Source organism: Streptomyces sp. NPDC050164 (genome assembly GCF_044459945.1).
Taxonomy (GTDB): domain Bacteria; phylum Actinomycetota; class Actinomycetes; order Streptomycetales; family Streptomycetaceae; genus Streptomyces; species Streptomyces coeruleorubidus_A.
Map to the genome: position 1 here is coordinate 1 of NZ_JBITJK010000054.1, position 12603 is coordinate 12603.

At 66.1% G+C, this 12603-nt stretch carries 6 protein-coding genes; 1 reads left to right on the forward strand and 5 read right to left on the reverse strand.

The window, feature by feature from the left end:
* Nucleotides 1–467: 467 nt before the first annotated feature.
* Nucleotides 468–1070: a hypothetical protein gene (locus tag ACIBNA_RS40870; protein WP_399170385.1), complete on the reverse strand. Its 603-nt coding sequence runs from the start codon at nucleotides 1068–1070 to the stop codon at nucleotides 468–470.
* 88 nt (nucleotides 1071–1158) lie between these two features.
* The gene (locus ACIBNA_RS40875; protein ID WP_399170386.1) at nucleotides 1159–3108 is read right to left on the reverse strand and encodes a hypothetical protein; all 1950 of its coding nucleotides are present in this window, start codon (nucleotides 3106–3108) and stop codon (nucleotides 1159–1161) included.
* 906 nt (nucleotides 3109–4014) lie between these two features.
* Between ACIBNA_RS40875 and ACIBNA_RS40880 the strand changes: the two genes are divergently transcribed.
* Nucleotides 4015–5145 (forward strand): IS630 family transposase, encoded by a 1131-nt coding sequence (locus tag ACIBNA_RS40880; RefSeq protein ID WP_399170387.1) that lies wholly within the window; start codon nucleotides 4015–4017, stop codon nucleotides 5143–5145.
* A gap of 478 nt (nucleotides 5146–5623) precedes the next feature.
* Here the strand turns inward: ACIBNA_RS40880 and ACIBNA_RS40885 are convergent, their stop codons facing one another.
* The 3 genes from ACIBNA_RS40885 to ACIBNA_RS40895 all read right to left on the reverse strand — a co-directional run bounded on the left by ACIBNA_RS40885 (nucleotide 5624) and on the right by ACIBNA_RS40895 (nucleotide 12523).
* The gene (locus ACIBNA_RS40885) at nucleotides 5624–8560 is read right to left on the reverse strand and encodes a discoidin domain-containing protein (protein ID WP_399170389.1); all 2937 of its coding nucleotides are present in this window, start codon (nucleotides 8558–8560) and stop codon (nucleotides 5624–5626) included.
* Between the two features lie 92 nt (nucleotides 8561–8652).
* Nucleotides 8653–10125: a glycoside hydrolase family 32 protein gene (locus ACIBNA_RS40890; RefSeq protein ID WP_399170390.1), complete on the reverse strand. Its 1473-nt coding sequence runs from the start codon at nucleotides 10123–10125 to the stop codon at nucleotides 8653–8655.
* Nucleotides 10126–10225: 100 nt separating this feature from the next.
* Entirely contained in the window at nucleotides 10226–12523 is a 2298-nt protein-coding gene (locus tag ACIBNA_RS40895; protein WP_399170427.1) for a glycoside hydrolase family 3 N-terminal domain-containing protein, read from the reverse strand.
* Nucleotides 12524–12603: the final 80 nt, after the last annotated feature.

Genomic DNA, 12603 nt, shown 5'->3' on the forward strand with positions numbered 1-12603 from the left:
CCCAGTTCGTCTCGAACGGGTCACCTAGTGTGCCCCTCGTCCCATCAAACCCGGCGAACCCCTTCATCTCGCCACCTGAGAACGCATCGGCCCTGCCATGTGGTCCCGCAGCAACCAGCCACACCGGCTCCTGCGGGACACCTGGCTTTCGAATGCCCCGACCGCAGGATGGAACGAACATACCTTCCCGGCGAACCTTCCCCGTCACAGCACTAGCCCGGGCTACGAGTCCACCAAGTACGCCTTCTCCCCCGCCATCAGCGGCGAACCGGCGGGCCCCTTGATGTAGGGACCGCGCCAAAGGGTCTGACTGGGGCTGATCTGCGGTCAGGTGAGACCGGCGGAGGCGTTGTCGTCCTAGCCATGGACGGCGGGCTCGGTGTGGCTTCCCACTTCGACTGGTGGCAGGAAGCGATCTCGTGCTTGCACTCACCTGCACTCTGTGGCGCTTGCTCATGGTCTGCTCGTTAGTCACCCAGGTTTTCTGGCGGCACGGTCGCTGTCACCGCTGCGGGCAGCTGGCCATTCAGGATTTCCTGACGCGGCAGTGACAGCCCGAAGTGCTGCTGCAAGGCGGTCAGGGTCGCATGCAACGAGTCGAACTCCTCACTCACGTCATCATCGAGGAGTCCGGCTTCTTCGAACGCCGGGAGCAGGAAAGCCATGCCCTCGTCTGGGGTGTCACCGATGTCGAAGCGACCGACCGTTTCGCCGTCGCGGTAGTACCAGCACTCCTTGGGCGGGTCGTCCGGCTTCGGGGTCAGGTGCAAGACTTCGACCCCGCCTGCGGAGACGTCGGGGTGAGCCCACCAAGCCTTGGAGGGCCAGCCCTGCTCCACCGCATATGACCAGCCCGCGCATTCACCGAAGCGGGCCACGCGGGCTGATTCGCGGTCGTTGAACGTCAGCCGCTCGGCCTCGGCGAAGGTGATCGGGTCGAGGACTTCACCGGGCCGGGCGCCGAGCCGGACAACGAGGTCGCCTGGGCTGATGCCGCGTGCGAAGGTGACGAACAAGATGGGGGCGTCTCCGCGCCAGGCGTCGGTCAGCCACGAGATGCCGTCGCTCAATGTCTTCTCCTGCTTTTTTGGGGGGGTGCGACTGGGGCGGGAAGGTCCGGCCATCCCGCCCCAGTCTGCGTCGTGCCCTACCAGCCGGTCACGGCTTGGGAACGGTGCACGACACCGTCACCTTGGATGCGTCGCAGTGCGCGAACTCAGGGAAGGCCACCCAGTACTCATCCTTGTCCAGCAGACGGTACTTCGATGCCGAGGAGAACGTTCCGGAGAACGGTTGCATCGACTGGGTGTTCTGGTAATTCGACATCGACGAGCGTCCGCAGACTTCCTTCCACGTCGGAGCAGCGGTACGGATGTCGTCGTACAGCCTCCAGTTACCCGTCGCGATGCGGGAGACGTAGGTCTGCACGCACTCGTTGCCAGTGTCGACCTCGTTCATGCCGCCCAGGGAGGCGGGCATGCCGCCCGAGTTGTAGGAGGCGGCGTAGGCGAACTCATCGCAGCTGGCTGTGTCACTCGTGTCGATCGGGGTGGTGTCGGGGTTGCCGTAGGTCTTGGCCCAGCCATCCGGGCAGATGACCTTCCGGTTCAGGTTCGAATCCCGCACGGACGCAGGCAGGTACTTGATCGGCTTGCCCGCTGCCTTGGAGCCGGGGTGGTTGGGCAGCTTCGACTGGATCAGCCAGGCGTGCGCGACGGCGGCTGGCGTCTTGGCGAAGTTCATCACCCAAGTCGGCTTATAGGCCGAGAACACGCAGCCGGGGCTGGTGCTGGAGGCGACGACGTCGCAGCGGATATCGAAGTCCGGGGTGGAGTTGCCCAGCCACTGGGGGTCGTTGTCGATCTCCCCGGCGCCGTCATTGACGGTCCCAGCGATGGTCCAGTCCAGCTGGAGGCTGGTGATCTTGGTGGCGGTGCCTCCGGTCCACTCGTGGTTGAAGGTGGCGTAAGCGGCGTGGATGTCACCCTTCGGTTGCCACGTAGGAGAGCCATCCCACACGGGGGCGGCGGTGGTGCACTCTGGGGAGCACTTGAACGTCGGGGTCATGGTGACCGGTCCCGGCATGCCGATGGTGCCGTGCTCCACGATGAACGGATCCATCGGCACCAGCGCGAACCGCTGGGTGAACTTCCGGGACACCGGGTCGAGCTTGATCTCGATGGCCGAGGCGAAGTGCGCGTCCGCCGGGTTGTAGATGTTTCCGTCCGGTGCCTTGAACTTGTACTTGAACACGAGCGGCGTGGCCCACTTCAGGCAGGCGCTGTCCCGCTTGAGGTAGTCCTTGCCCCCCGAGACGCCCGTGTCGTCGCACCACGGCACCAGATCACCACTGCCCGCACGGAGCTTGTTCGCGACGTCCTGCTTCTCCTTGGCGCTCAAGTCGGACGGTTTCCCGACTTCGATGCAGGTGATCTTCTGGCCGTGGTCGGTGCAGGTCTCGCTGCCCTTGCCGGCGTCCTTCGCGGCGCGGGTGACCTCGGGCCGGTTACGGGTCCCGACCTGCGGCTCCTGATACTTGGCCAGGTCCACCGCCGGCGCGCTCTTGTTCGGCTCCGGAAGTTTGATGTCTACGGCACGGCCGCGGGTTCTGAACTTCGCCCACGCCGACCAGTCCGTCTCGTACAGGCTGCCGTCGTAGGCGGAGGTGCGGAAGGCGTAGGTGGTGTTCGTCTTCAGGTCGCCGTAGTGCAGGGTGACCTTCGCGGTGCCGCCGGAGGTGACGTAGTTGGACACCACGACGCCGTAGGCGGCGGGCTTACCCGTGTCGGGGTCGGTGAGCTTGACTTGGTCCTTGGGGTTGCCGTTGGCGTCGGTGGTGTAGACCTGGAAGGTCAGGTTCGCGGTGTCGCCGTCGCCGTCGGTGACGGTGTTGGACAGGGTCGTGGTGGTGCGATTGACCTGCCACACACCGTTCGCGTCCTTGGTGCCCGGTGCAGCCTTGAAGTTGTTCCCGGACTCGGGTCGGTGGTCGTTGGCCGCAGTCAGAGTCTCTGGGCCTGCCGCAGGGCGGGAGGCCGGAGAGTATTCCCACGCGAGGGTTTCGTCGCTGCTGTCGGCGGCGGCGATGCTGCCGCTCCCGAGGAGCATGACGGCCGCCGTGGCGACAGCGATTCTGGACAGGATGCATCTTCTTCTCGATAAGCCAGACAAAGTGTGTGCTCCCCTTCTGGCCGCCCGGGCCCATGTGTGTTCCCCTTGGGCCCGGGCGGCGGTGGTCGGTTGTCGCGCCGACCAATGTCTATGAGGGATGCCATGCTCTGTTCAAGTCCGTGAACTGGGGTAATCCGGCTGTAAGTCAGGTACCGGACGTGACCCTTGGCACGTTTAGCCATGGTTGCAGCGCGAATCCTCCAAATGAGGCGACGGCGAGCCGCTGCGTTCTGACAACTGCCCCTCGGGCCAAGGCAGATGGCCGACTTCGAGACGGATCTACCGTCCGCTACTGCCGCATCAGGCAACGTTCGCCTCTTCGGGCGTCGACTGGCAGTCGGCCAGACGCCCGCATCCAGTCGTAGGAACGGAACTGCGTCGGCCAGTACTCACGTAGGGTGCGTGGGTGTTCAATCGGCTTGAGGTCAGCGTGTTGCCACCGGGACCCCGATGGGCTGCCCAGTTGTCTTTCCGGATCGATGGCGAGGAAGTGGTGGCTGCGGCGATCGGAGAGGGAGGCCGCGGCCCGTTTGTCGAGGAGGCGTTGAGGGCCGAGGGCCGGGGGCCACTCTGGGCGACCAGCGAGGGACGTCGAGTAGTACTGGGTGAGCCCGAGTGCACGGGCGGATGCTGTGGCTACCTGTCTGTGTTCGTGCAGCGTCGCGGTGGGATCGTGGAGTGGTCCGACTGGCAGGTACCCGTTGACGAGGCGCACCCTCCGGTTTTTCACTTCGACGCCGATCAGTACGACGCCGAACTAACCCGCACTCTGACAATGTTTGCCTCGTGACAGTCCGCCGCGTGGGTGGTTCCCTGCGCGGCGGGCCGGGCCAGAATGATCACGTGGCTGGACGTGTACAGGTCCGTGAGATCGATGACGACGAGGGCAGGCGGCTGCTGCGGATCATCCGCAGGGGCACCGGGTCGGTGGTGACCTGGCGGCGGGCCCAGATGGTGCTGTTGTCCGCGCAGGGCATGCCGGTGGCGAGGATCGCCGAGGTATCGTTCACCAGCGACGACCGGGTCCGGGACGTGATCCACAACTTCAACACGGACGGTTTCGACTCGCTGTATCCGAAGTACTCCGGCGGCCGGCCGAAGACGTTCACGCTGCCCGAGCGCCGCGAGATCAAGAAGATCGCCAAGTCCAAGCCCACCGAGCACGACCTGCCGTTCTCGACCTGGAGCCTGACCAAGCTGGCGGACTTCCTGGTCGCCGAGGGGGTGGTCGACGACATCAGCCACGAGGGCCTGCGCATCCTGCTCCGCGAGGAAGGCGTCTCTTTTCAACGCCTGAAGAAGTGGAAGACCTCCCGCGACCCGGACTACGCGGCCAAGAAGGCCCGCGTCGAGCACCTGTATGCCATCGCCGACGGCGAGGTCATACCCGAGGACAGCGAGCCCGAAGTCGTCTTCTGTCTGGACGGGTTCGGGCCGCTCAACCTGATGCCCCACCCTGGCCGGCAGTGGGCCGAACGCGGCGGCAAGCACAAGGACCCCGACCGTGAACCACGTCGGCGGCGGGCGACCTACAACCGCTACGGCGGGGTGCGACACCTGTTCGCCGCCCTGGACCTGGCCAAGGACAAGCTCTACGGCCACATCAAGCCCATCAAGCGACGCACCCAGTTCCTGGGGTTCTGCCGCTACCTGCGCACCCTCTACCCAGCCGGTGTCCGCATAGCGATCGTCTGCGACAACTTTTCCCCGCATCTGACCACGAAGAAGTGCCAGCGGGTCGGCACCTGGGCGGCGGCGAACAACGTCGAGATCGCCTCCACCCCGACGAACTCCTCGTGGCTCAACCTCATCGAGGCCCAGTTCACGGCTTTGCGCTACTTCACCCTCGACGGCACTGACCATGCCGACCACAAGGAACAGGGCAGCATGATCCGCCGCTACATCATCTGGCGAAACCGCCATGCCGACGACCGGCGCCTACGCGCCGTCGTCGACAGGGCAAACGTTGCCTGATCCGGCACTAGCAAGCTGGCGTCGGCGCGGGCAGCGGGTGCTGGCCGCGCTGCGCACCGCCCGCGCTGAAGTCGCGAACTTCTCTGGCGGTTGGCCGGTGAAGCGGCGCCAGATTGCGCGCGGGCAGGTGATCGTGGGCCGGGATGGCGTCCTCGTCCTGGCGCACTCCGAAAACAGGATGCCACCGCGACCTGGAAGAGAACCTTTGGGCACCGCCCGATGATGGGGTTCGTCGACCACGGCCGCGGTGGGTCCGGCGAACCCGTCGTGGGCCCGTTGAGGTCTGGCACGCGGACGTCGATCGCGTCGCCGATGCCCGTACTCGGTGCGCTGCGGGCCTGAAGTCGCCACGGGCACCCGGAAAGTGCCTCGTCCACGGGCACAAGGACATCAGCACTCCCTGTTCCCGCCGACAAGAGGCACTTCCTCTACGCCGGGGGCAAGGCCAACGCGGCCGCCCCACATGAAAGCCCCGAGGTCAGTTGTAGACGTTGAATTCTGCGACTGACCACCAGCTACGGGCAACATTGCCGGTATTGACGACCTTGATGTAGCGAGCTGTCTGCGTCGGGAAGGAAATCAGGTGGACTCGTTGGCCGTCCGTTACGGACGTGACCTTGGTCCAGTCGGTTCCATCCGTGGATACGTATACGTCTGCGCTTCGCGCATAGTCGCTGACACTGCCGCCGACATCCAGCACGATCTTGTCGAAGGTCTGTGTCTGCCCCATGTCCACTTGGATCCAGAGGCCGTCGTACTGCCCTGTTCCGGAGCTGTACCGGGTGTCGGAATTGCCGTCGAGCATGTTTCCGGGCGCATCCCACTGGCTTGCGTCCGAAGCCTTTGCGGTCCAGCCTGTCCGCGGCAGCGCAGGACCAAGATCTATGACGTCGAACGATGATCCACCTGCGTCTGCGCCGCTGGCCCCCTTCACGGAAACCGTGACCTTCCCCGCTGGAAGCCCCTTCGGAACGTAGGCGCTGATGCTCGTGTCCGACCAGGTGTCTATTTCGGCATAGCTCGATCCGAAATACACCGTACCCAGCCCCTGTGCATCGCCGAAACCAGAACCGCGAATCGTGAACTTGGAGCGCGGCATTCCTCGTTCCGGCTTCAATTCGCTGAAGGCCGGCGATGGGAAGCTCGACAGCTTCTTGGTGGTGAACATCGCCGAGGTGCCGCTTGGCAGCGTATAGGTGTACGAGCCGTCGGTGGATATCTTGAAACTCTTGCTGTCGGTGGTCCCGTTGAATACTACGGTTACCTGCGACCCTTCCTTGCTGGTCCAGGTCTTCAGCTGGAGGCCGTTCGATACTGCTGTAGGAGCTGTGACCGAGCCCGTTCCACGCGCAGACCCGTACACCTCGATGTCGCCGATGGCCCACCAGAAACCGGATGCCGCAGTACTGACGATGCGAATGTACTGTGCCGTTCGGGTCGGCAACGTGACGGCTATCTTGCCGATGCCCCCGCTGCCGCTCGCAATCGCGCTGCCCCAATCGACTCCGTCGTTCGAAACGTATATCTGGTACCTGGTGACGTAGTCGAACGAATTGTTCACGCCGGTGTCGAGGACGATTTTGTTGAAGCTCGTGGGGTTCCCCAGGTCGATCTGGAACCAGTCGCCGCTCGTCGTCCCGTGCCCGAGACTCCACCTGGTGTTGATGTCGCCGTCGATCGCGTTCGCGGCCACCCCCCAGTCCGGCTGCGCGGAAGCCGTGGCGGTCCACTTGCTACGGCTCAGCGCCCTTCCTGTCGTCTGGACGGAAGCTCCGATCGGAAGGGAGTACGTGACCAGCTTGTTTCCGGTACGGATGGCGTTCTGGTAGGGCAGCAGTGCCGGATCGTACGTGACGGTGACCGGGCCGGATGCCGACGTGAACGTGAAGTCGTGTGTCGGGTCCGAGACCTTGGTCGCTGCGGGGGTACGGCCGCTCTGCGCAGGCCCGGAGTACGTGAAGGTGACGGCGTCGCCGGCGTTCAGGGTGTAGTCGAACGAGTGTGTCCCGTCCGCGACGCTGAAGGTTTTCGCGGCGCTGCCCGAGTTGTGGACGATCAGGACCTTCGAGCCGTCCGGGTTCTGGAACGCGACGTTCTCTATGCTTCCTTCGCCGAAGGTGTTCGAGTAGATCCGGCGTGCTCCGGGCTTGACGAACCTGCTGGCGTGAGCGAGGGCGTGGTAGTCCACGTTGTAGGTCACCCGCCCGTCGGCCGGGTCGATCGTGAGCAAGCCCCGCAGCATGGGTATGCCGGCCGTGTCGCTGTTGAGCGGGCCCCTAGCGGGGTCTAGTGCGATGTTCCACAGCATCACCCCGTTCGCCCAGTTGCGCGTTCCGTTGATGATCCACGTACCCAGTGCCTCGCTGAACGCCGTCTGGTCGCTGTCCTGCCAAACGCCTCCGGTGGCTTCCGTGATGAACGTTTCCTTGCTCGGGTAGTCGTTGTGGACCACTGTCTGGTAGTTCGGGTTTCCGCTGTAGATGTGCCACCCGGTTCCCGCGGTGTACTTGGAGGCTGCGGGGTCGCTGAAAATCGTCTCCGGATACGAGGGCACGTCCCAGTTGTGGTCCCAAGCCAGGATCTTCGTGGAGATTCCGTTGGCTTCGAACGCCTTGCCTATCTCCTGGATCAACTCGGCTTCCTGGTATGCGGACAGGAACATTCCGGGCCAGGTGGGAGTACCCATGGGTTCGTTCTGCGGGGAAATGTAGGAGATGGGCACGCCGGCTTCGCCATAGGCTTGGATGAACTTGACGAAGTAGTTGGCCAGCGCGGAGGTGTACTCGCTCTTGAGGGTGCCTCCGATCATGGAGTCGGAGGTCTTCATCCAGCCTGGTGGGCTCCACGGGTTGGCCATGATCTTGATGGACGGGTTGAGTGAGAGGGCCTGTCGCAAGGCCGGAATGATGTACGGCACGTCATGCTGGACGGAGAATTTGGACAGCGTGGGGTCCGTTTGTCCCGCGGGCATGTCGTTGTAGGAGTAGTTCCCGGACGCGTTGAAATCCGTGGCGCCCATCGGAGAGCGGAGCAGGCTGAGGCCGATTCCCTTCGAGGGATCGAACAGCTTCTTCATCAGCTTGGTCCGCTCGGCGGTGGACAGCTTGTCGATGAGCCAGGCGGAGGAGTCGGTCATGGCCGCGCCGAAGCCTTCGACCTTCTGGTACTTGACGCTGTCGTCGATCTTGATCGTCAGCGGGTTGGCCGCTCTCTTCGCCTTGAACAGCACATCGTCCTGGCCGGCGACCCACTTGTCGGCCGATACGTCCGTCAGCCACACACGGACGGAATGGTCACGTGAAGCTTGCTTCAGCTGCGGGGCGGCGATGGCGTTCCCGGAAACCTGGGGCCAGGCGGCAGCGACACCAACGGCGGTGGCCAGGAACTGGCGTCGTCCGAGACCGTATGACCTCATGGAAGATCCTCCTTCGGACCTGCTTGTTCAGTACTTGGGAGAGCGGGTGGGACACATTGCCGAGGTGGGGGATCGACCGGTTGGAGTCGGTTCTACGGCGACGCCGGCGCCGGCTCTGCGGCGCCGGTGCTCGGCTCCTTGATCACGAGCGGGTGCAGTTCCCACGCGTCGACCGCGAAGCCGAGGCGCGCACCCGGGGCGGTGCGGGCCTGAAGTCGCCACGGGCTCCGCCCTGTGGGGTAGAAGCGCAGGGTGAGGACCTGGCCGGTGGTGATCAGGAAGATTTCGGCGATGGAGTGGTCGACGACGACGCGCAGGTCGACGGGCCGGTCTGGCGGGCAGGGCATCCGGTGGGAACCGCCGCGGGCCCGGCTGTCCAGTGAGGCGTGGTCACGGTCGACGACGAGTTCGCCCGCGTCTACGTCGAGACGGATGTCGAGGTACTCGGAGCCGTCCGGGGTGGTGAGCAGCCGCAGGCCGGCGTTTCCGGTCGGCTCCAGACGGGCCGTCAGGTCGAAGGCGTGGCCCACGGTGCCGAGGTCCACCGGCTGCGAGCCGTGCGTCGCGCCTGTGGCGGTGATGGTGTGTCGGCCGCGCAGGGCGAGCAGTTCGGTGGCGGGCTGCTGGCGCAGTGTGCCGTCGTCGTGGACGTGGATCTCGCGGGGCAGGGTGAGGACCCCGGCCCATCCGTCCGCGACGGCCCAGGCTTCGTCGCGGGCTTCCCACGACCAGCCCCACAGCAGCCACCGGTCGCCCGGTGCCCGCAGCAGGGCGGGTGCGTAGCAGTCGGGGCCGTGGTCGACGGGCACCGCTGAGCCTGCCTTGAAGTGGCCGTCATGCTCTTCGCCGATCAGGGCCGCGACGCTCTGCGGACCGGTGGGTTCGGTCCAGGTGCTGAAGAGGAGGGCGCCGCGTCCGTCGGCTGCCGGGAGGTATTGCGGGCATTCCCAGCCCTCCCCGGTGAGCAGGTCGGTGCCACCGATGGGCTCCGGATGGCGGGTGGCGAAGGGCCCCCGGTAGGCCCAGTTCTCCAGGTCGGGTGAGTCGTAGAGGAGGGCGGCGGCGCGGCCGTCCGCGAGGGCGGCGCCTACCAGCATCCGCCAGCCGTCGCCGTCCTGCCAGACGTACGGGTCGCGGTACATGGTGCAGCCCTCGGGCAGCTCGGGGATGACCAATTCACCACTCGGGCTGAACGTCCGGCCGCTGTCTCGGGAGACGGCGAGGGTGACCGGCTGGTGCTGGAACGAGCGGTCCTCGCGGTGCGCGGAGTAGAAGGCGACCAGCCGTTCGCCGTCGGAGACGGCGTTACCGGAGAAGCAGCCGTCGGCGTCCAGGCCACCGGGGGTCGGGGACAGGGCGATCGGCAGCGGCTCCCAGGTCAGCAGGTCGGGGCTGCGGAAGTGGCCCCAGTGCATGTTGGCGTGGTTCGCTCCGTGCGGGTTGTACTGGTGGCACACGTGGTAGTGGCCGTCGTGGAAGACCAGCCCGTTGGGGTCGTTGATCCAGTTGCGGGGCGGGCGCAGGTGAGCGACGGGGAAGTGTGGATCGCGGGGTGGGGTGGACACACGCGTGCCTTTCGGTATGACAGGGGACCGCCCCGCCGGCCCTCTGGTTGGCGGGGCGGCGGGCCGACGGGGCGGTGGTCTTCAAGCCTGTGTGCGGCCTTCAGGTCCGGATGCGGAATTCCACGCTCAGCTGCTGCTCCCGCCGTGAGCTGGGGCCGACGCGGAGTGCGAACTCACCCGGTTCGACCACTCGGCGGTTGTCGGCCGTGACGAGAGAGCACTGGGAGGCAGGGATGCTGATGCGGACGTGCAGGCTTTCGCCGGGAGGTATTTCAACCTGGGTGAAACCCTTCAGCTCCTGCTCGGCCCAGGTGACGCTGGTGGTCAGGTCGCTGACGTATGCCTGGACCGTTTCCAGGGCCCTGCGGCTGCCGATGTTGGTGAGCCGCACCGTGGCGTCGACGGTGCCGTCGGCGGGGACCTCCTGGTCGTGCACGACCAGGTCGGAGTAGGTGACCGTGGTGTAGGTGAGGCCCTCGCCGAACGCGAACAGGGGGTCCTGTGTGAGATCCGCATAGCGGCTCCCGTGCTGGCCTCGCACCTGGTTGTAGAAGACCGGTTGCTGTCCGACGTGGCGTGCGAAGGAGACCGGGAGCCGGCCACTGGGATCGACGAGTCCGAGAAGCACTTCGGCGACGGCGCGGCCACCGCGCATGCCCGGGTTGAACGCCTCGATGAGGGCTGCCGCGTTCAGTGCCGACTCCGGGAGGGTGCTCGGCTTGGACTGGGCCAGTACGACGATCATCGGTGTGCCGGTGGCGGCGACCGCGTCCAGCAGCGCGATCTGGCCTCCCTGGAGGTCGAGCGTGGCCGTGGAGCGCACCTCGCCGGTGAGGGCAATGGTGTCCCCCACGACCACGACGGCGTAGTCGGCGGCCTCCGCGGCGGCGGTGGCCTCCCGAAGCTGTGCCTGGTCGACCGGGGCGGGGGTGAAAACGGATGGCTGCGGTTGGCCGTCGGGCCCGAGGGACCACTCGGAGTTGGATGCGGGGCCTTCGATGTCGGCTCCGCGGGCGTACGTGATGGTCCAGCCGGCCGGTGCGACGGCGCGAAGGCCATCGAGCACCGTCTCCACCGACTCGCGTGGATGTCCTTCGGGCATCCACGGGACCTGGCCGGTGGCGCCCGCCCAGTCGCCGAGCATGGCTTGCGTGCTGTCGGCGTTGGGGCCGATGACCGCGATCGTCCGCGGCCTGTCCCGGCTCACGGCGCGCCCCGTTCCGTCCGAGGTCAGCCCGCCCTCGAGGGGCAGGATCCCCTCGTTGCGCAGCAACACCAGGGAGCGTCGGGCGGTTTCGAGGTTGAGGTCGGCGTGTGCGCGGCAGCCGATCACCTGCGCCTGCCGCTCGGGGTCGGGGGCGCGGGGGTTCTCGAAAAGTCCGAGCTCGAACTTCAGCCGCAGAACCCGCCGTACCGCGTCATCGATCTGCTTCTCTTCAATCAGGCCGCGGGCGACCGCCTCCTGGGCGCCCTCGAAGAACTGCGGTGTGGCCATGATGAGGTCGTTCCCGGAGTTGACGGCGACCGCCGCCGCCTCGGCGTAGTCGGCGCAGGTCCGCTGGTCGTAGACCATCCGGCCGACGTTGTCCCAGTCGGTCACCAGCGTCCCGGTGAAGCCCCACTCGCCCTTGAGCACGTCGTTGATCAGCCACTGATGCGCGGTGATGGGCACACCGTCGATGGACTGGTAGCCGAGCATGAAGCCGCGGCAGCCGGCCCGTACCGCCTGCTCGAAGGGGGGCAGGAACCACGAGCGCAGCTTGCGCGGGCTGAGATCGGCTTCGCTGGCGTCGCGCCCGCCCAGGGTTTCGGAGTAGCCCGCGAAGTGCTTTGCGTACGCCAGCACGGCTGTCGGGTCGCTGAGGCCCTCGCCCTGGTAGCCGCGCACCATGGCCGCCCCGAGTTCACCGATCAGGAACGGGTCCTCGCCGAACGTCTCGTTGATCCGGCCCCAGCGCAGGTCCCGGGTGATGCACAGCACCGGGGAGAACGTCCCGTGGATTCCGGTCGCCGCGATTTCGGTCGCGGCCGCTCGGGCGACTCGGTGGAGCAGGGAGGGGTCCCAGGTGCAGGCCATGGCCAGCTGGGTCGGGAAGATGGTCGCGCCCGGCCAGAACGAGTGGCCGTGGATGCCGTCGTCGGCTGTCAGCAGCGGTATGCCGAGCCGTGTCCGCCGGGCCAGTTCCATGGCCTGCGGCATGAGGTCGGGAGACACATGCAGGACTGCCCCGGCCAGCTTGGCCGACACGATGTCCGCCAGGTCCCCGTGTTGTGCGTCGAGCATCAGCAGCTGCCCGACCTTCTCCGGCAGGGTCATCCGGGACAGCAAGTCGTCGGTTCTCGCTTCCACGGACGCTTCCGGATCCAGGTACGCGGCAGAGTGGACCGGCTGTCCCACGGTGTTCTCCAAGAGATGAGTCGTCACAGATCAGAGAGTTGATGGGCGACGGTGAGTGCTTCGTCGCGCGAACCTTGCCG

What these genes read in the sequence shown, in the direction of transcription:
- ACIBNA_RS40875 (WP_399170386.1), bottom strand. Translation starts at nt 3,108, where the DNA reads ATGCTCCTCGGGAGCGGCAGCATCGCCGCCGCCGACAGCAGCGACGAA.
- ACIBNA_RS40885 (WP_399170389.1), bottom strand. Translation starts at nt 8,560, where the DNA reads ATGAGGTCATACGGTCTCGGACGACGCCAGTTCCTGGCCACCGCCGTT.